The organism is Deltaproteobacteria bacterium (assembly GCA_016709225.1).
GTDB lineage: Bacteria > Myxococcota_A > Polyangia > Nannocystales > Nannocystaceae > Xiheibacterium > Xiheibacterium phototrophicum.
Genome location: JADJEE010000001.1, coordinates 1,745,092 through 1,764,458, shown reverse-complemented (window position 1 = coordinate 1,764,458; position 19,367 = coordinate 1,745,092). Strand labels below are relative to the sequence as shown.

Annotated in this window: 17 protein-coding genes; 6 read left to right on the top strand and 11 right to left on the bottom strand. The window is 71.9% G+C overall.

Annotated elements, in window-relative coordinates:
- Nucleotides 1-21: 21 nt before the first annotated feature.
- The 5 genes from IPH07_07220 to IPH07_07200 form a co-directional block, all read right to left on the bottom strand.
- A complete protein-coding gene (locus tag IPH07_07220) occupies nt 22-813 on the bottom strand; it encodes a hypothetical protein (protein ID MBK6917173.1) in 792 nt (263 codons plus the stop codon).
- A 195-nt stretch (nt 814-1,008) separates the two neighbouring features.
- Nucleotides 1,009-1,641: a prepilin-type N-terminal cleavage/methylation domain-containing protein gene (locus tag IPH07_07215; GenBank protein MBK6917172.1), complete on the bottom strand. Its 633-nt coding sequence runs from the start codon at nt 1,639-1,641 to the stop codon at nt 1,009-1,011.
- Nucleotides 1,642-1,754: 113 nt separating this feature from the next.
- Nucleotides 1,755-2,435 (bottom strand): prepilin-type N-terminal cleavage/methylation domain-containing protein, encoded by a 681-nt coding sequence (locus tag IPH07_07210; GenBank protein ID MBK6917171.1) that lies wholly within the window; start codon nt 2,433-2,435, stop codon nt 1,755-1,757.
- Between the two features lie 196 nt (nt 2,436-2,631).
- Nucleotides 2,632-3,981, bottom strand: a complete 1,350-nt coding sequence (locus tag IPH07_07205; protein ID MBK6917170.1) for a sigma-54-dependent Fis family transcriptional regulator — start codon at nt 3,979-3,981, stop codon at nt 2,632-2,634.
- Nucleotides 3,982-4,103: 122 nt separating this feature from the next.
- Nucleotides 4,104-4,892: a class I SAM-dependent methyltransferase gene (locus IPH07_07200; GenBank protein MBK6917169.1), complete on the bottom strand. Its 789-nt coding sequence runs from the start codon at nt 4,890-4,892 to the stop codon at nt 4,104-4,106.
- A gap of 39 nt (nt 4,893-4,931) precedes the next feature.
- Here IPH07_07200 and IPH07_07195 point away from each other — a divergent pair, with 39 nt between their 5' ends.
- Nucleotides 4,932-5,840, top strand: a complete 909-nt coding sequence (locus IPH07_07195) for a response regulator (protein ID MBK6917168.1) — start codon at nt 4,932-4,934, stop codon at nt 5,838-5,840.
- 89 nt (nt 5,841-5,929) lie between these two features.
- Nucleotides 5,930-8,038, top strand: a complete 2,109-nt coding sequence (locus IPH07_07190) for a M13 family metallopeptidase (protein ID MBK6917167.1) — start codon at nt 5,930-5,932, stop codon at nt 8,036-8,038.
- Nucleotide 8,039: 1 nt separating this feature from the next.
- On the opposite strand, the gene IPH07_07185 is transcribed toward IPH07_07190, so the two are convergent.
- The 4 genes from IPH07_07185 to IPH07_07170 all read right to left on the bottom strand — a co-directional run bounded on the left by IPH07_07185 (nt 8,040) and on the right by IPH07_07170 (nt 13,547).
- Nucleotides 8,040-10,445 (bottom strand): penicillin acylase family protein, encoded by a 2,406-nt coding sequence (locus IPH07_07185; GenBank protein ID MBK6917166.1) that lies wholly within the window; start codon nt 10,443-10,445, stop codon nt 8,040-8,042.
- A gap of 108 nt (nt 10,446-10,553) precedes the next feature.
- Nucleotides 10,554-10,979 (bottom strand): cytidine deaminase, encoded by a 426-nt coding sequence (cdd, locus tag IPH07_07180; protein MBK6917165.1) that lies wholly within the window; start codon nt 10,977-10,979, stop codon nt 10,554-10,556.
- Nucleotides 10,976-12,253 carry a cyclic nucleotide-binding domain-containing protein gene (locus IPH07_07175; GenBank protein MBK6917164.1) on the bottom strand — a complete coding sequence of 426 codons (1,278 nt, stop codon included), beginning with the start codon at nt 12,251-12,253 and terminating at the stop codon, nt 10,976-10,978. Before IPH07_07175 ends, cdd begins: the two co-directional genes overlap by 4 nt.
- 100 nt (nt 12,254-12,353) lie before the next feature.
- The gene (locus IPH07_07170; GenBank protein ID MBK6917163.1) at nt 12,354-13,547 is read right to left on the bottom strand and encodes a hypothetical protein; all 1,194 of its coding nucleotides are present in this window, start codon (nt 13,545-13,547) and stop codon (nt 12,354-12,356) included.
- Nucleotides 13,548-13,648: 101 nt separating this feature from the next.
- Here IPH07_07170 and IPH07_07165 point away from each other — a divergent pair, with 101 nt between their 5' ends.
- Entirely contained in the window at nt 13,649-14,266 is a 618-nt protein-coding gene (locus IPH07_07165; GenBank protein ID MBK6917162.1) for a hypothetical protein, read from the top strand.
- Between the two features lie 60 nt (nt 14,267-14,326).
- On the opposite strand, the gene IPH07_07160 is transcribed toward IPH07_07165, so the two are convergent.
- Together IPH07_07160 and IPH07_07155 are read right to left on the bottom strand one after the other, a co-directional pair.
- Nucleotides 14,327-15,208, bottom strand: a complete 882-nt coding sequence (locus tag IPH07_07160; protein ID MBK6917161.1) for a hypothetical protein — start codon at nt 15,206-15,208, stop codon at nt 14,327-14,329.
- Between the two features lie 23 nt (nt 15,209-15,231).
- On the bottom strand, nt 15,232-16,605 hold the full coding sequence (locus IPH07_07155; protein ID MBK6917160.1) for a serine/threonine protein kinase: 1,374 nt from the start codon (nt 16,603-16,605) through the stop codon (nt 15,232-15,234).
- 175 nt (nt 16,606-16,780) lie between these two features.
- Here IPH07_07155 and IPH07_07150 point away from each other — a divergent pair, with 175 nt between their 5' ends.
- Genes IPH07_07150 through IPH07_07140 form a run of 3 tightly spaced genes read left to right on the top strand, consistent with a single transcriptional unit; the run spans nt 16,781 to nt 19,361 of the window.
- A complete protein-coding gene (locus IPH07_07150) occupies nt 16,781-17,386 on the top strand; it encodes a hypothetical protein (protein ID MBK6917159.1) in 606 nt (201 codons plus the stop codon).
- Nucleotides 17,383-18,783 (top strand): hypothetical protein, encoded by a 1,401-nt coding sequence (locus IPH07_07145; protein MBK6917158.1) that lies wholly within the window; start codon nt 17,383-17,385, stop codon nt 18,781-18,783. Before IPH07_07150 ends, IPH07_07145 begins: the two co-directional genes overlap by 4 nt.
- On the top strand, nt 18,780-19,361 hold the full coding sequence (locus IPH07_07140; protein ID MBK6917157.1) for a hypothetical protein: 582 nt from the start codon (nt 18,780-18,782) through the stop codon (nt 19,359-19,361). Before IPH07_07145 ends, IPH07_07140 begins: the two co-directional genes overlap by 4 nt.
- Nucleotides 19,362-19,367 lie beyond the last annotated feature (6 nt).

Below are 19,367 nucleotides of genomic sequence, written 5' to 3'. Positions count from 1 at the left end.
TCGGTGGCGTGGGGACGCCGGTCAGGGCTCGGCGATGTGGCGTTGCTCGTCGCGCACGACCGCCCACAGCCCGTCGTCGAGGTAGGGCGCGCGCTCGCGGTGCTCTTGCACGAACGCGCGGCGCACCGCCAGCACGCGCTCTGCCGCCTGCGCGCCGCCGAGCTGCGAGAGCTTGCTACGCAGCATCCGGCGGTGATCCTCGTCTTCGGCCTGGGCGAGCTGCCGCTCGAGGAACGCGACCGCGAGGTCGCGCTCGCCGTGCTCGGACACCAGCGAGGCCGCGTACTGTCGCACCAGCGGGTCGGCACCGAACGCCGCCGCACGGCGGATGCAGTCGATGCCCTCGGCCCGCAGTGCCGCGCGCTCGTTGGGGTCGTAGCCCGGTGTCGACGGCACCTGCGTCAGCAGCAACATGCCGAGGGGATACAGGAGCTCGTGGCTCTCGGGGAACTGCGCCAGCCCCCGCCGATAGATCGCGATGGCGCCGTCGACCATCGCGCGGTCGATCTCGGACTGACCGGAGTAGACCGCCGTGATGCCGCCCCACACGTACGGCCGGCGAAAGCGCGGGGCGAGCCCGCTGATGGCGTCGACGTAGCGGAAGGTCGCGTCGACCTGCGAGCGGCCGAGGTTCTCGCCGGAGTAGATGAGCGCGCGCACCCAGATCAGATCGGCCAGGGCTTCACGGTAGCCGACCGCCATCGGCACCAGCTGGGCGGCCGGCGGCACGTACAGCACGTCGAGCTCGGGCGGCGCGGCCTGCTGACGGGCGAGCACGCGCTCGTGGGCAAAGTGGCTCGCACTCCCAGCCACGGCGACGACGAGCGCTGCGATCCAGTTCCGCAAGGGGGCCTGCGGCGGTCATGGTATCGCGGCCGCGGGACAACCAACGAAAAACGGCGGCCCCCTTCGCGAGGGGACCGCCGCCGTCATGCGCAACCGGGTGAGCCACCAGGTGAGCGACCAGGGCGGCGCGACGGTGCCGAGGGCACCGTCACCGCCGTTGGATCACTCGACCTCTTGGTCGATGTAGAGGCCGGCCGCGCCGTTGACACCCTGCTGGTCGGCGGCGCCGGAGCGCTCGTAGGTCGAGTACACCGCGACGTCGCCGTCGAGGTCACCGAAGGCCTGCGCGGTGAACTGACAGGTGCCGAAGCCGGTGTTGTCGTTGACCGCGATGAAGTTGTAGTGGAAGTAGTGCGCCTGCTCCATCTGGAAGTTCAGGCCGTTCCACACCGCGTTGTTGTTCCAGTCCGACATTTCGTAGTAGCCGGTGCCGGGGCTGCCGACCGACGGCACGCAGCGGCCGCCGGGGCCGGTGTTGCAGTCGAGCGTGATGGCCGGCGTGATGGTCGCTTCGCCACCGACCGGCGAGTCCTGCGGGTGGGGGCAGCGGTGGGGCGCCATGTCCGAGATGGCTCCGCCGGCGCCGATGACCTGCACCTGGCCACGCTCGACGTGCTCTTCGTTGAAGAACGCCGAGGCCGCGTCGAACATCTTCGACAGCTGCACGCGCGCCTCGCTGGTCTTGCTGCGGCGCATGTACTTGGTGAGTGCCGGAATCGCGATGGCGGCGAGGATGCCGAGGATCGCGACGACGATCATGATCTCGATGAGGGTGAAGCCCCTCTGCTTCTTCAGGCGCTGGATGTCGAGGAACATGGTGGGTAGGTCCTTTCTTGGATGCTTCGAGGCGGGTGCAGCGGGCACGCTGCGGTTGCGGATGACTGCATGACGCCGGGCCGTGGCCGCGGCTACTCGTTCTCTTGGTAGACGCCGGTGGCGTCCGTGGACATGTTGATGGCGGCGTTGCGGTGGGTGGTCGTGAAGGCCCAGTACACGCCGTCGAAGTCGAAGTCGCACAGGGCGTAGCTGAAGAACCAATCGCGGGCCGCGAACTGATCGGCGGTCGCGGCCGGGAACTCTTGGGTGATGAGCGCGCTGCCGAGGTCGGTCGGGGTGTCGGCGTCGCCACCCGCGGTCGATCCCCAGCCGGAGATCGTCGCGTAGCCGCACCACGAGTCGCCGCCCTCGGGCATGAACTGCAGCGCATCGAAGCCGTGCACGTCACCGCCGCCGCCGCGGAAGAAGGCACCGTCGGCGGCGCCCGCCGAGGTGTAGCCGGCGTCGGTGGTGTTCCAGCGGATCGGGGCCCGCTGCACCGCGATCGCCGTCGCCAGCGGGTAGGTGCAGCCGTCGCCCTCGCAGTCGGTCGAGCTGGCGTAGTGCCCGTTCTTGGCGAAGAGCGTCTTCTGGCGCAGCGTCAGGTTCGACAGATCCGCGACGACCTCGGTCTTGTGTGCGTTGCGGATGTAGCGGGAGTAGGCCCCGATCGCGACCACCGCGAGCACGCCGAGCACGACCACCACCATCATCAGCTCGATGAGGGTGAAGCCGGCCTGACGCGGCGACGGGGCTCTGACGGTTCGGGGCAAGCGGGCGGACCTGAGAGCACGCACCGTGCCAATGCGCTCGGGCGCTCGAATGCCCTGGCGTGGGCCCTGGCCGGGTCCCGCGATCACCGCGACGTCCCAGAAGGGGGCGGCCGCGTGGACAATTCTCGGCGCGCCCGAGGCCGAAAAATGTCACCGCGCCGCCGGCATCCTGACGCCGATGCGGCCGCGAACGGGCTCACTCGTCGTCGCCGCGACCGACTTCGATGCCGAGCTTCTCGAGCCGGTAGCGTAGCGAACGAAAGGTGATGCCGAGCAGCTTCGCGGCCTCCTTGCGCACACCGCCGGTGCGGCGCAGCGCGGCGCCGATGAGGCGACGCTCGAGATCGGCGACCTCCTGCTCGAGGTCGATGGTGCCCTCGAAGTCGGCCGCCGGCGCAGCGTCGCCGCTGATGCCCCGCTCGCGCCGGACCGGGAGGTGGTGCGCGGTGAGCAAGTCACCGGTCTCGAGCGCGACCGCGCGCTCGACCAGGTTCTCCAGCTCGCGCACGTTGCCGGGGTAGTCGTAGCCGAGGAACCAGTCCATCGCGTCGGGGGCGATGCCCCGCAGTGGCCGCTCGAGCTCCCGGGTGATGCGCTCGAAGAAGCGCTCGACCAGCAGCGGGATGTCCTCGGCACGGTGACGCAGGGGCGGCAGCACCACCTGCACCACGTCGAGCCGGAAGTAGAGGTCGTTGCGGAACTCGCCCGCCGCGATCGCAGCCTCGAGATCGCGGTTGGTCGCAGCCACCACGCGAACGTCGACCTCGACCTCGCGATCGCCACCGATCGGTCGCACTCGGCGCTCCTGCAGCGCGCGCAGCAGCTTGACCTGCATCGCCAGCGAGAGCTCGCCGATCTCGTCGAGGAAGAGCGTGCCGCCGTGCGCGGCCAGGAACACGCCCTCGCGCCCCGCGGTGGCGCCGGTGAACGAGCCCTTCACGTGCCCGAACAGCTCCGACTCCATCAGCGTCTCGGGGATCGCACCGCAGTTGACCGCCACGAACGCCTTGGTCGCGCGATCGGAGAGGTTGTGCAGCGCGCGGGCGACCAGCTCCTTGCCGGTGCCCGACTCGCCGCGGATGAGCACGTTGGTCCGCGTGGGCGCGACCTTGCGCACCAGCTCGAAGACCCGCTGCATGGCGCTGCTGCGGCCGATCATGCGGTCGAGCGAGCCAACCCCGCGCAGCTGGTCGCGCAGCCGCCGGTTGTCGGCCGCCAGGCGCGCGCGCTCGAGCGCCCGCGTCACGACGACCTGGATCTCGTCGACCTTGAAGGGCTTGTTCAGGTAGTCGTAGGCGCCGAGCTTGAGCGCCTCGATGGCGGTCTCCGCGGTGGCGAACGCGGTGATCATGAGCACCAACGGCGCAGGGTCGCGACGCTGTGCGTGACGCAGCACCTCCATGCCGCCGATGCCCGGCATCGTGAGGTCGGTGATCACCAGGTCGAATCCGCCGCGGTCGATCGCCGCGATGGCCTCCGCGCCGCTTGCCACCGCGACGACCTCGTGGCCGGCGCGGCCCAGGCAGATCGTCAGGAACTCGCGCATGCTGCGTTCGTCGTCGACGACCAGGATGCGCGCGCGCTGGGGCTCGGATTCCACGTGGGCGGGCTCGTCCGGCAGTGTCGCGCACGCGCATGGGCGAGGCAAACCCAGGTCGCCCCGAGGTGTCAGCGCGCGCGCTGCAGCACCAGCAGCAGGTGGGCACCGAAGCTGCGCAGCGGCGCGCGGTCGCGCGCGAACCACTCGAGCCGCGCGACGACGCGACCGACGATGGGCAGCTGCAGCACCCGCGGCGCTGCGGCGAACACCCGCAGGCCGTGGACGTCGGTCAGCACCAGCGATGGCGGCAGTGCCCGGACCACGCCGGGCACGGTGTCGAAGCGCGTCACGCCGCGCTCCGATTCGACCACCAACGGCCCGCGCTCGATCATCTTCGCGGCGCGACGGATGCCGTGATAGGCGCCCCACAGGCTGCGTGGGTTGTCGATCTGGCACAGCGCGGTGCCGCCGGGCACGAGCACCCGCGCAATCTCGGCCAGCATCGCCCCCAGCGCCTGCTCGGAGCTCGCGGCGTCGTGGCCGAGGTGGGGGAGGGTTCGCAGGCTGTACACCAACTCGTAGCTGGCATCGCGCAGCCCCAGCTTGGGCGTGGCGCCGCGGCCCAGGTCGATCGCGTCGACCACCGCGAGGCTGGCCGCCCGGGGCCGGACCCACTGCGTGACGTCGGGTGCACCGTGGCCCAGATCGAGCACACAGCGGCCGACCGCGTGACGCAGCACGATCTCGCCGGCCAGTCGATCACACAGCTCGAACATTCGCGCGACCCCGGCGCTGTGGTGGCGCAGTGCCGGCTCGGCGATGCGGGTGGCCCACTTGCCGCCATCGGGCGCTTCGGCGACACCGGCGGGTTCGGTGCGCGGCGAACTCTCGGCCGCCGGCTTCGTTGACCCGCTCACACGCCCCATGGTACGCCTTTGACCTGCCTGGAGCGCGCGATGCCGACCAAGATCCTCGCGATCGACGATAGCAAGACCATGCGGCTGGCCATCAAGATCACCTTTGCGGCCGAGGACGCAGAGGTGACCGCGGTGAGCAAGGGCAGCGAAGCCATTGCCCGCGCCAAGCAGCTCGGTGCCGACATCGTGCTCGTCGACGCGGCGCTCGCCGCCGGCGAGCCAAGCGGCTACGACGTCTGCCAGCAGCTGAAGGCCGACGGTGAGACCGCGAAGATTCCGGTGATCGTGTTGGTGTCGAACCAAGGCGGCGTGGACGCGGCGCGGCTCAAGACCTGCGGCGCCGACGGCTTCCTCGCCAAGCCCTTCGAGACGCAGGAGCTGATCGACAAGGTGTCGGAGCTGACCGGCAAGGGCATGTCGAAGGCGGTCCCGCCGACCACCGGGGTGACGGTGCCCGCGGCCGCAGTGGCGTCACCCGTCGCGGCGGCGCCTGCCCCCGCGCCGGCGCCCGCTCCCGCACCGGTCGCGGCCCGTGCACCTGCACCGTCGGCGGCACCCGTGGCAGCGCCGCGAGCCGCCGCACCGGCGGCCGCGTCGCCCGTCGCCGCTGCGCCGCCGGTCGCTCGACCCGGCCCGGCCTCGGCGCCCGCGCCCGCCGTGCGTCTGCAGCCCGCCGCGCCAGCGCCGGCCGCCGCGCGTCCGACCGCGGACACGCCGATCCCGATCGCGGTTCCGATTCCGTTCACCGCCGCCGCCGAGGCCACGCCCGGCATGCTCGCGCGCCTCAAGGCCGCGCAGGGTGGGGGTGCCACCGCCGGGCTCGATCCCAAGGTCGCCGCGGCGATCGTCGCGCTCAGCCGCGAGGTGCTCGAGGCGGTCGCGTGGGAGGTCGTGCCCGAGCTGGCCGAGCAGATCGTCCGCGCGCGCGCCGAGGCCAAGACCGCCTGACGTGCACGAGCCGCCCGCCGGCGGGCTGCTCGAGCACACGAAACCACGGTCGTCGCCACCGGGTCCTGGGAGCGCTCCAGGTGACGGTGATGAACGACGACGTGCGCGTGCTCATGATGAACTCCCTGCGCGGTGCGCCGCGCGTCGATGCCGCGCTGTGGCAGCCTGGTCGCGCCATGCGTCGATCGGTCGTTGCGCTCGCCCTCGTGTCCCTGGTCGCCTGTGAGAAGCGCGGCACCACCGTGCCGCCCACGACCGCGAGCCCCGAGACCTCGGCCGAGGTGCTGGGCAGCCTCGACCGTCAGACCGACCCCTGCAACGACTTCTATCGCTTCGCGTGCGGTGGCTGGATCGACGCCACGCCGCTGCCGGCCGACCAGCCCCGCTACGGCCGCTTCCACGTGCTGCGCGACCGCAACGCCGAGGCCATGCGCGCCATCCTCGAGCGCGCGGCGAGCAAGCCCGGCGACAAGGCGGGCGCGTTCTGGACCGCGTGCATGGACGAGGCCGCCATCGAGCAGGCCGGCACGCAGCCGCTTGCGCCGCTGCTGGCGGCGATCGATCGCGTCGACGATCCGACCTCGCTGATGACCGCGATCGGCACCCTGCACCGCGCGGGGGTGCCGGTGTTGTTCGACGTCGGCATCGATGCCGACTACAAGCAGCCCACCGTCAATCTCGCGTTCCTCGGCCAGGCCGGGCTCGGTCTGCCCGACCGCGAGTTCTACCGCAGCACCGACGCGCGCATGCTGCAGCTGCGCGAGGGCTACGTCGCCCACGTCGCCACGATGCTCGAGCTCGGCGGCGTCGCCGAGCCAGCCGCGCGCGCGGCCGACATCGTCACCTTCGAGACCGCGCTGGCCGAGATCTCGGTGCCGCGCGAGGCCCTGCGCGAGCCCGAGGCGCGCTACGCCCGGGTCGAGCGCGCCGCGCTCGAGCGCGAGGCGCCGCTGCCGTGGGCGGCCTACTTCGCCGCGGTCGGGCGCGATGACCTCGTCGCGGTCAGCCTGGCGCCGCCGACCTACTTCGCGGCGCTGCCGGGGTTGGTCGGTCGCACCTCGATGCCGACGCTGCAGGCCTATCTGCGCTGGCACGTGCTGCACAGCTTCGCCGACCACCTGCCGAGCAGCTTCGTCGACGCCTCGTTCGCGTTCTACGGCAAGAGCGTGCGCGGCCAGCAGCAGCTCGAGCCCCGCTGGAAGCGCTGTGTCGACACCACCGACCATGCGATGGGTGAGCTGGTCGGACGCGACTTCGTCGCCGAGCGCTTCTCGCCCCGCAGCCGCGAGGTCGCGCTCGAGATGATCCGCGAGATCGAAGATGCCTTCGAGGCCGGGCTGCCCAAGCTGGCGTGGATGGACGCGGCGACCCGCAAGGCTGCGGTCGGCAAGATGGAGGCGATCGTCAACAAGATCGGCTACCCGTCGAAGTGGCGCAGCTACGACGCGCTCGCGGTCACGCCCGCCCACGCCGGCAACGTCGTCGCCGCCGCCAGCTTCGAGTTCGACCGTCGGTTGCGCGAGGCCGATCGTCCGGTCGATCGCGAGCGCTGGGAGATGACGCCGTCGACGGTGAACGCGTACTACAACGCGACCGGCAATGAGATGGTGTTCCCGGCCGGGATCCTGCAGCCGCCGTTTTTCCACCACGAGTGGCCGATGGCGATGAACTTCGGCGGCATCGGCACGGTGATGGGCCACGAGCTCACCCACGGCTTCGACGACCAGGGCCGCAAGTTCGACGGTGCCGGCACGCTGCGGCAGTGGTGGGCGCCCGAGGCCGGTGAGCGCTTCGAGGAGCGCGCCGCATGCGTCGAGCAGCTGTACTCCGGCTACGAGGTGCAGCCCGGCGTGCACCTGTCCGGCAAGCTGACGCTGGGCGAGAACATCGCCGACTTCGGCGGTATCAAGGACGCCCACCGCGCCTACCTGCAGTGGGCCAGCGAGCACGGCGTCGACCCGCACAGCGAGGCGATGGACGGGCTCACCCACGAGCAGCTGTTCTTCGTGTCGTTCGGCCAGATCTGGTGCAGCAAGAGCACGCCGGAGACCGATCAGGTCATGGCCCTGACCGATCCCCACAGCCACCCGCGCTATCGCGTGAACGGGCCGCTCGCCAACCTGCCCGAGTTCTCGCAGGCGTTCGCCTGCGAGCCGGGCGAGCCGATGCGCCCGCAGAACACCTGCGAGGTCTGGTGACTCACTCGTCGACCAGCAGCAGGCGGAACTCCTGCTGGTCGGCGTGGATGTCCTCGTCGCGGTAGAGGATCGGGCGCCACTGCTTCTCGGAGAAGCGCTTGGTCTGGTCGCTGTAGTGCTCGGAGTCGGGGTTGCTCGACTCGGAGTAGGTCAGGAAAGCGGTGCCCTCGGGTCCGTCATCGGTGAACTTCATCGTCATGATGAAGCTGGTGCCGTAGTTGACGACGTAGCCCTCGCTGGTGAGGCCGGTGAGGTCGTTGATGACCTCGCCGCGTGACATCGGCGCCTCGCGCAGCGTCATGAGGACGTCGTAGTCGATGAGGTTGGTGATGCCCTCCGGCCGACCGCCGCCATGGATCGGGATGCGGGTGTCACCCTTCTTGGTGTACTGGGCGTCGCGCAGGGTCGCGCGAGGTGACAGGCCCGCCTTGCGCAGGCGCAGCGCGCCGCCGGCGAGGGCCGTGAGCGCGAAGTCGACCTCGCCCTCGGCCGCGCTCGCGAGCGTGTTCGGGGTCTCGATCGGGTCGTCGGCATCGAACGGTGTCGCGAACGTGAGGCCGGCGTCGAACAGCGAGCTGTAGGGGTACTCGCCGACGAACTCGCGGAATGCGACCGCGCCGACGCTGTCGAGGTCGAGCCGCAGGTCCCAGCCGGCGATGGCGTCGCACATGGGCCCGATCGCGACGTGCTCGACGGCGCCGGTGTCGGGGTTGTCGTAGGCGACGGTTTCGACGCCCTGGCAGCGCGCGACGACGTCGTCGCGCAGCAGCTCGGCGATCATGCCGCGGTTGGACAGCGCGGCGTTCTGCAGCTCGGTGAGATCGAAGCGGCCGTCGCCGCCCGAGGCGGTGCCGTCGCCCATCTCGGTCAGCACCCGCATGTTCATGCGCGTGCGCGGGGTCCTGGGCGTGCGCTCGAAGCCGTGCATCGGCGAGTAGCCGACCAGCGGCGCCGACGGGTTCGACAGCCAGTGGCTGTCGTTCGAGTTGAACACGAAGTCGTCGCGCTCGATCTGCGGCACGTTGGCGAATGCGACCAGGCCAGGGCTGCGGGCGTCCGGGTCGTCGACCCACTCGTAGGTCGAGTCGCCGCCGTCGAGCAGCACCACGTCGTTGTCGGCCAGCGCACCGGTGAGGAAGTCGCTCTCCCGGGCCGCGAGCCAGCCGTCGATCGCGGTCTGCGAGAGGTTGGGGGTCGGCGTGGTGTCGGCGTACCACGCGATGCCCTCGGCGCTGGTCGAGATGGTGTTGACCCACGGGATGCCCTGCTCGCGCGCGTGGACCTCCTGGAATTCGGCCATGCTCTGCGCGGCGTTCATGCCTTGGAACTGCGCGATGAGCTTGATGTTGTCGATGTTCGCGTCGCGGTAGCTGATCACCAGCTCGTTGGTCCAGCCGAAGGGCGCCACGTTCAGGATCGGCCCGTAGTGGCTGTGCCACATCGTGCGCGAGGCCGTGCCCGTGGTGCCGTCATCCTGCAGCACGTCGATCGTGAACGGCTTGGCGATCATGTCGCGGTAGCCGCCGTCGTACTGGTAGCGGGTGGGGTTGGTCGGGTCGAGCGTGAGCTTGTAGAACGTGAAGCGATGGCCGTCGGAGACGGTGTGGGTCCACGCGACGTGCTCGTTGAAGCCGATGAGCACGCCGACCACGCCCATCAGGCCCACGCCGTAGACGTCGAGCTTGCCGGGAACCTTGAGGTGGCTCTCCCACAGCTTGAGCTCGCCCTGCCACGGGAAGTGGGGGTTGGCCAGCAGCATGCCGTTGGCGCCGTCGCTGCGGGTGGGGCCCAGCGCCCAGCCGTTGCTGCCGGGCTTCGCACGGCCGATCGACGACAGCGGCGGGGGCTCCTCGCCGACCACCGCCATGCTCCCCGGGGGCTGTGCGCCGGCGATGTAGCCGGACAGCGCGCGGGCGCTCGCGAGCGTGCCGAGCTCGACGTAGTGCGCGAAGAGATCGATCTCGTCGATCGGGCGCAGCCACGGCTCGGCGCCGCAGGGGAGGCGCTCGCGGTGCTCGGCGATCGAGGCGTTGTAGCCGGCGACGTAGGCGACGATGAGGTCCTTGATCTCCTGCGGCTGGGCTTCGAAGCCGGCCCGCGCGCGCTCGTAGATGTCGAGCGTGAGCATCGTGAAGTCGCTGTCGAGGTTCTCACCCGAATCGCCGGGCCCGAAGAACGCCGAGCGCTCGCTGCGAACCTTGACGATCTGATCGGCGAGGATGCAGCCGGCATCGCGGGCGAACGCGAAGCCCTGCCCGTAGGCGACGCTCGGCACGTCCTTGCCCTCGATGTGCGGGATCCCGAACGAGGTCCAGCGGATGCGCGCCTCGTACAGCGAGTCGTCGGCGCTGCAGCCCAGCGCGAGCAGCAGCAACGAGGGGAGGAGGTGAGTCGGACGCGGCAGCATGGGCACGGATGGCCCCAAGCCTAGCGCACCCGCACAGCCCCCCACCATCGATGGCGGGTGGCATCGCTCACGGCCGCGACGTGATCGATCGTGCGCGACGCGAAGCACTCACGAGCGGACGAGTGCGCGGTCGTCGAACGCTGCCGGCAGCAGCTCCGCCATGCGCAGCTCTTGCCGCGCGCCGTCGCGGGCCACCATCACGATCACGGCGTCGCGGGCAAACTCCCACAGGATCTGCCGGCACGCGCCACACGGCGAGGTCGGCGTCGCCGTGTCGGTCGCGACCACGACGTGGGTGAATGCCCGCGCCCCATGGGTGAGTGCGTGGAAGATCGCCACACGCTCCGCGCACAGGCCCAGGGTGTAGCTGGCGTTCTCGACGTTGGCGCCGGTCCACACCTTGCCGTCGGTGTCGCGCAGCGCGGCGCCGACCTGGAACCCCGAGTAGGGGCAGTGCGCGTGGGGCAACATGGACCACGCGGCCTGCTCGAGGGCCGCCACGCCGTCGTCGCGGCCGTCGTCGTCGGTGCTCATGGGGCGAACGGATCCTCGTGAGGGGGCTCGTCGGGCTCGAACTCGGGCGCCCGCGCGTGGGTGAGCTCGGCGGTGGTGGTCCGCAGGCGCTCGGCCAGCACGCGCACGAAGCTCCACAGCAGCTTGACCGCGAGCGCCGGCTCCTTGCGGAGGATCTCGAAGAAGTCGTGGCGCGCGATGCCCAGCACCTTGCTGGGCTCGCTGGCGGTCGCGGTCACGGTGTGTGGGCTGGCGTCGATCAGCGCCATCTCGCCCAGGTGGGTGCCGGCGGGCAGCTCGGCGATGCGCACGCCGCCGCGCGAGAGCTCGACCTTGCCCCGCAGCAGCACGTGCAGCTCCGAGCCATCGTCGCCCTCGCGGAAGATGGCCTGCCCGACGTCGAGCGTGCGCGAGCGCGCGATGTTCATGATGCGCACCAGCTGCTGATAGCTGAGCTGCCGGAACAGCGGCACGCCCTTGAGGCGATCGAGGGTGAAGTTGACCTCGCTGGCGCGGTCCTTGTCGCTGGCCTCGCCGGCGATCTGCACCGCGACCGCGGTGATGTTGTCCTTGCCGCCGCGGGTGTTGGCGAGCTCGATGAGCCGCCCCGGCACCTCGCGGATCTCCGGCAGCGACAGCGCGCGCACGAGGTCGTTGTCGTCGAGGTACTCGTACAGCCCGTCGCTGCACAGCACGAACGCGTCGCCGGGGATGACGTCGAAGTCCAGCGTGTCGACCTCGACCATGGGGTAGACCCCGACCGCACGGGTCATCGCGTTCTTGAGGCCGGCGTAGGGGCTCTCCTCGAACTCGTCGGCGCGGATCTTCCCCAGGCGGATCAGCTCGTTCTTGAGGCTGTGGTCCTCGGTGAGCTGGTAGATGATGCCGCCGCGCGCGAGGTAGATGCGGCTGTCGCCGACGTAGGCGATGAAGCCGCGGGCGCCGATCAGCAGCAGCACCACGATGGTGGTGCCCATGCCGCGCTTCTCGGGCTCCTTCTGCGCGCGCTCGTGGATGCGCTCGCCGGCGCAGTGCACCGCGTACTCGAGCAGCGTGCACACCTCGACGTGGCTGCGGGGGTCCTCGTCGTCGTACTCGCCCAGCAGCACGCGCTCGCGGAACACGACGTCGCGCACCGCGTGCACCGCGATGGCGCTGGCGATCTCGCCCGAGGCGTGGCCGCCCATGCCGTCGGCGACGACGAACAGGCGCAGATCGTGGTCGACGAGGAAGTTGTCCTCGTTGGCGGCACGTTTGCGACCGATGTCGGTCGCGGCGAAGTAGCGCACCTCCATGGTCGCTCGGGGCGGCGCGATGATAACAGCTTACGCGTGGGCACCAGTGCCGGCGTTGCCCCGCGCGACGGTCGATCGCCCGCGTCGCGTCATCACGCGGTCAGGGGGCTTCGCCGGCGGGGATCGCCGTCCACAGCGACAGCGGACGACGCGCGCGCTGCCCCTGACGCACCAGGCTCGCGAGGTCGTCGAGCTCGGCGGCGGAGCGCGGGATCCCATCGAGCCACGCCCCCTCGGCGAGGCCGGTGGCGGGCGGCTCGTCGGCGTCGTCGCAGTCCTGGTCGGCGATGGCGTCGAGCGCCCGTAGCAGCTCGACCAGCGCCTCATCGGGCTCGCGACGAACGTCGGGGGCGGCCGCCAGCGCGCGCAGGTAGTCGAGCTCGCGCCCGCCCAGCCGCGCGGCACACAGCCGCTGCCGCAGCTGGGTCGCCACGAACGAGCGACCGAGGGCCCGCACGTGCACGGACAGGACGCCGGGGTGGGCGGCGCGGAACTGCAGCGCGCGCGGCAGCGTCAGGAACAGGTTGGGGTCGTCCTCGCCCTGGGCGACCACCACGAGCCGGTGCGGCAGGCCGACGCCGCCGAGGTCGGCCCCGCCCGGGGGCGGCACCCGCATCGTCTCGGACGTGCCGCGGATCGGTGGCGCGATGGCGGGCTCGGCCTCGATGCGCCACCGCAGCGCGCTGCGGACCGGCTCTCGGGCGAGCTCGGCCCGCACGCGGTCGAGGCCGGGGCCGTCGTCGAACACGAACGTGCCGACCACGAACGCGGGCAGTCGCAGCGCGCCAAGGGTGGAGCGGCGCGCGAGCTCGGCGGCCATCGCCGATGCATCGTCGACGCGCGCGGCGTCGCAGCGACCGGCGAGCGCGTCGTCGAGGGCGCGGCGCTCCACCGCCAGCGCGCGCGCGAGGCCGTCGTGGCGGGACTCGTCGGCCAGCGCGACCGCCACGAACTCGGGTCCGCGGCGTGCGACCAGCGCGAGCGCCTCACGGACGCGTCCGAGGCGGACCGCCGCGAGCGCGAGTCGGCGCACCCGCTCGATGCGCGGGTCGTAGGCCTGCGGCGGTCGCACGAACCACACCGCGATGGTGAGGCCGTCGCCGTGCTCGGCCACGATCCGCGTGAGCTCCGTCCAGGTCGTGGCCGCCGAGGTGCTCGCCGGATCGACGTACGCCGACAGTCGCAGCGGCGCGTCGGCATTGCCCAGCTCGACCGCGGCGGCCTCGTGGGTGGGGCAGCGGACCGGCGACGGCGCGGCGGCAAGCGCCGCCCAGAGCAAGGAGGTCAGCAGCACCGCCACCGATGATAGCCGAGCGCACGGGTGCGGGTGCCCTCGGGTTGCGAAGCGCCGGGCCGGGCTGCTAGCGTGCGGCCCCGGACGGCCCAGGTTTGTCGATGCGCGCCCAGTTCGCTCCGATCGCGATCCTCGTCGCCGCGAGCCTCGTCGGCGCGCCGCGATCGGCCGATGCCGCGCCACGCACCTACGAGGGACCGCAGCGCCCGCCGAGCCCGCCGGTCGACGGCACTGGGGTCACGCAGCCGCGCGCGGGCTTGGACGAGCTCGAGCCCGCGGGCCCCGAGCCCACGCCGCCGCCGTCCTTGGCCGCCGACGATCCCGACGTGCCCGAGGGCGCGTCGCCGGCGGCCGGCGATGACCTCGCGTCCGACGACGACGCGCTCGAGGCCGACTACGATCCGCGCCGCGACAGCCCCGAGGGGCAGCTGGCCGGTCGCCGGATCCGCGGCGGCATCATCTTCCTCGCGGTGGGCACGGTGATGGGCGTGGGTTCGTTGGCGCTGGCCGCCAGCGATCCCTGCCGACCGGCGGGGGGCAACGGCTGCCAGGTCAGCGCGCGCCGCCGCGGTGCGCTGACCCTCGGCATCCCGGCCCTCGCGGTGCTGGCCGCTGGTGCGGCGCTGCTCGGCATCGGCGTGCGGGCGCGTCGACGCATCGGCGCCGACCTGGCGCTCTCGCGCGAGGGCGCCTTGCTGACGCTCGGCGGCCGCTTCTAGCAGCCCCGGTTTCACCACCGGCGGCGAGCCCACAGCGGGCGCCACCCGACCGCGGGCGCGCTACGGTTCGGTCGGTGCGTCGCCGCAGTGCAAGACCGCGGGGGCCGCGGGATTGCGCGTGTCGTGGGCGAGGCGCACGGCGGCGGCGATCACCGCAACCGCACCACCGACCGCGGCCGCGCCCGCGAGCCCCTGCGCGACCGGACGCTCGGCGAGCACGGCTCCCGCGATGCCACCGCCGACCGCCACCACGCCGCCGCCGATCGTGAGTCCGGCCCACGCGCGTCGCCGATCCCGACGCGTCCGCGGTGCGCTGGCGTCGACGTGCACGCGCTGTCCCGCCGCGAGCGCGAGGTTGTCGTCGCTGCGCATCGTCGTCACGCGATGCACCCCGGGCGCGAGCACGCGGCGGCGTTGATCCTCGACGATGACGAGCGCGACGCCGTCGATGCATGCCCGCGAGCCCACCGGACCGCCCAGCTCGACGGTCGCGAGCAACGGCAACAAGGCGTCGCGCTCGCGGGCGGCCTCGGTGCGCTCGCCGTCGGTGGTGGCCGCGTGGCTGAGCGCGTCGAAGCTGTGGAACGCCGCCAACGCATCGCCGCTGCGCGACTGCGAGAGTGCGAGGTTGTAGAGCGTCCAGGGGTGCGGCGAGAGGGCCTGCGCCCGGGCGAAGCGCACCGACGCGGTGGCGTAGTCCCCCCGCTCGAACGCCGCCTCGCCATCGGCGAAGGCGGCCTCGGCCTCCCGTCGCACCGCGAGGTCGGTGTCGTCGCGCTCCGGTGCGCTCGGCCGCAGGCTCGGGGCGGCGCGCTCCGCCAGCGGCCCGCGCACCGACCATGGGGAGGCTGCGCTGATGCGCGGTGCGGCCAGCGACGCGAGCACCAGCGCGATGGTCCACGCTCGCCGTCGCCGTCGCGCGCTCACTCGGGATCGGATCACGCCGGCGGGGATCCTACGATCGATCAGGGTGCGTACGGGTTGGGCTTGAGCGCGCGGGCGCGTCGTCGGGCGCGCCGCTGGCCCGCGCCGCTGGGCTCGGGGGCGGCCACCGCCGCGGGCACGATCGCGGAGGTCGTGGGCATCGGCACCGGCACCGTGAGCGTGGCCGGTGCGGGGGCGGCCGGCGGTGGGGGCGGGCTGGCCGGCACCACGCGATCGCTGCCGCGGCTCGGCGCCGCGTCGGCGGCCAGCGCCGGCGGTTCGCGCTCGGCGGCCTCCATCGTGGCGTCGCGCTGCATCGTGCGCCAGCCGTACGCGGCGGTCGTCAGCAACGCGGCGACGCCGGCGGCCGCCAACCACCGCGTCGCGCGGCCGCGGGGGTTGCCGCTCGCGCCCGCCGGCAGCACCGCGGGCGGCAGCGCCGACACGCCACCGGCGCTGGCGGCCGCGACCTCGGCCAGCTCGCGCTGCAGCGCCACCACGTCGACGCCGGACATCGCCAGCTGCTGCTCGATCGCGTCGGCGAGCGTGGCCGCCGAGCCGAAGCGATCGCTCGGCTCGCGCTGCAGGCACGTCAAGACGATCTCCGCCAGACCCTTGCCGAGCGTGTCGGAGGGGTTGTTGCCGGCGAAGCGTTGGTGGAGCAGCGTCGCGATCGCGGCGGTGTCGCAGGCCAACAGGCGCTCGTGGGTCTGTCGCGAGTCATCGTCGCCGAAGGGCAGGCGACCGGTCAGCAGCTCGAACAGCACCGAGCCCAGCGAGAACACGTCGCTGCGGGCGTCGAGCGCCTGCAGCTGGGCCTGCTCCGGGCTCATGTACTGCAGGCGTCCGCACAGCACGCCGACCTCGGTGTGCTCGCTGCGCGCGTGCAGCTTGGCGAGCCCGAAGTCGATCAGCACCACGCGACCGTTGCGGTCGATCATCAGGTTGTGCGGCGAGAGATCGCGGTGCACTGCCTGCATCGGTTGGCCGTGCTCGTCGACGGCCGTGTGCAGCGCATGCAGCCCGCGCGCGACCGTGGCGACCAACAGCGCCGCCTGGCTCGGACGTAGCGGTACGCTGCGCGAGAGCATGAGGCGACGCAGATCGACGCCGTCGACGTACTCGAGCACCAGGTAGTCGAGCCCGCGATCGACCCCGAGCTCGATGACGTTGACGATGTTGGGGTGGCGTACCCGCGAGGTCAGACGCGCCTCGTCGAGGAAGCGACTGCGCAGCGACGGGTCGAGGTGCGGATGCAGCACCTTGACCGCGAACTCCCGTGCGAACCCGCCTTCGCCGAGCGCCCGCGCGAGATAGACGGTGGAGGTGGCGCCGCTGGCCAGCCGCCCCACGAGCAGGTAGCGGCCCAGCTGGACCGCTCGTGCGCCGCGCGTGATGATGGCTGGGGGGGCCATGGGAGTGATGGCGCGGAGGCGAGGCCCCGCATAGGATGGCGCCCGCGAACGGATGCCAGGCTCCACCATACCGCACGATCGGGCCGCCGAGGAACAGCTTTTGTTTGCGGTGTGTGCCAAAACACTTCGTCGTCTCGGAGCGGAAGTTCGGATCCACGCGGGGGCCGAGAACTCGGTGCGCGCACTGGCGCCGACGGATCCGTTCGCCGACCCGGTGCGGGGTGATCCCGCCGGCTGGACCACACCAGCGGCCTGGTTTCGGCCGCCGGAGCCCGCGCTCGCGGGCGATCCCCCGCGGGTCCGCATCGAGGTCGAGGGCCTGCCCAACCTGCTGCACGAGCTGGTCCACGTGGCCCTCGCGGGGCGCCTCGCCGACGACCATGGCTTCGACTACGGCGCGATCCCCTACGACACCGACACCATCGACGGACGTGCCGTGTTGTGGGACGAACTGTCCGCCGCCGTGATCAGCTGCGCCTACCTCATGCCCGAGCGCGAGCCCACGGCCGATGCGTGGACCCGCGCGTCGGCGTGGTTCGACGAGCAGCTCGGGATCCAGCCGGTGTTCTATGGCCTCGAGCACGAGCCTGCGAGGTTCTGGGATCGCGTCCCCACGCTCGCACGCACCCACGCGTCCGAGCTCGCAGCGATGACCGCATGTGGCTACGCCCGCGTCGATGCACTGCTGCGCTGGGGCGGCGGCGAGCCGTGCCCGCGACCGGCGGCGCTCGATTTCTGGCAGCTGTGGCAGCGCCGGGGCGGGCAGGGGGAGCGCGCGTGAGCGCGACGCAACCGTGGCCGCGGCGCATCGCGGCGTGGCTCGTGCGCGAGCGCTGGACGCTCGCGATCTTCGTTGCCGCGCTGGTCGTGCGCGTGCACTGGAACCTCTTCGTTCACCCGCCGGCCGACTACGTGTACTCGGACATGAACGGCTACGTCGGCCGCGCCGAGGGGCTGTTCGTGCAGCCGTGGTCGAAGCGCGAGTACGCGGCGTTCTACCCGTGGGGCACGCACGTGCTCATGTTCGCGGTCGAGCGCGTGTTCGGGAAGGGCCAGCTCGGCCCCGTCGGTGTGGCGTTCGCGGTGATCGGGGCCGCGAACGCGATGTTCGGGTATCTGCTCGCCCGTCGCGCCAGTCGCTTCGCCTGGGTTGCGCCCGTGGTCGGCACGTTCTTGGTGCTCGACTATCCGATGATCTCGCTGTCGGGCTACTTCCTCAGCGAGACCCCGTTCGCGCTCGGCATGCTCGCCGGCACGTGGTTGCTGCTGCGCGTGGTCGACCACGGGCGGCGACGCGACGCGTGGTTGGCCGGCTTCGCGCTGGCCTTCGCGACCGTCATGCGGCCGCAGATCCTGGTCGCGGTCGCGTTGCTCGGGCCGCTGTGGTTCTTCGGCCGGCGGCTGTGGCCGCGGCTGACCCTGCGGCTGTTGCTGCACGCGGCCGCACCGCTGCTGCTGGTGCTGGCGTTCTCCGCCTGGCGGCTCCACTACCACACCGGTCGCTACGGCTTGATCTCCGAGAACGGCAGCTTCAACCAGGTCTTCGGTCGCTGCCACGTCACCAAGATCATCGCGCTGCCGGATCAGCCGTCGCGCTCGCGCACCGTGTTCGGGCCGCCGCCGCTGCTGCAGCTGGCCAAGCGTGCCAGCCTCGCGCCCGGCGAGTGGCCGCAGCTCGATCCCGTGATCGACAAGTACTTCTACTACTACGGCTACATCGGCGACGCCGAGAAGCACGGCGAGTACATGCGCCAGTGCGTGGCGCAGGGCGGCCTCGCCAAGCAGGCCGAGTTCGCGCTGGTCCACGTGCTGATGCTGTGGCGGTACAACGTGCTCTGGCCCGACTCCGGCAAGGGCAAGTGGGCCGCGGTCGCGACCACCTGGGGCGTGGTGCACGCCAGCGTGTTCGCGATTCCGGCCGTGCTCGCCGCGCTGCTGGTGTTCTGGCCGGCACGGCATCCCAAGCTCGCGCTGGTCGCGGTCCACCTGTGGTCTGCCTTCATCGTCGCCGCCATCTACTTCGGCGACGTGCGCCTGCGCACGCCCTATGACCCCATCATCGTGCTCCTGGCGGTGGAGCTGTGCGCGATGCTGGGGACCGCGGCATGGCGACGTTGGACGCGAAACCGGGGGCGGCAGGGCGGGGTCGAAGCGGTTGGCAGCGATCCTGCGCGATGACCCGACGTACGCCCTCCACGCCCGTTGAGATCTCGCGCCGGGTCGCGCCGGTTCTGCCGGCGGTCGGCGTGCTGGTGGGCGCGCTGGTGTTCGGGGTCGCGACCGATGCCCACGCCGCCGAGCCGACCATGGCAATGGACGTGTGGCAGCGGGCCTTCGACGTCGTCGACTTCGGCATCGGCTGCGCCGAGCAGGTCCACGCCGCGGGCGCCTGGCTCGAGCTGCAGGTCGGCGTCGACGGGCCGAGCGCGAGTCCGCTGCGTGGCTTCGGTGTGGTGTTCCTCGCGCTGGCGGCGTTGGTCGTCATCGCGCTGGGGCGCATGCGGCTGTCGGCCGAGCACAAGCGCCTCGAGCTGGCCCGGCGGCTGGTCGAGCAAGGCCATGAGCCGCCGCCGGGTCTGCTGTCGGCGCCCGCGCGCAACGACCTGCGCCGCGGCATCGTGTTGGGCTTCGCTGGATTGGGTTTGGTCGTGGCGGGGTTGCTGACCGGCGATCGCGGGTTGTGTGCCGGGGGCCTGGTGCCCGCCTTCATCGGTGCCGGCTATCTGTTGAGCTTTCGGCTCGCGATGCGGAACTGAGGATCT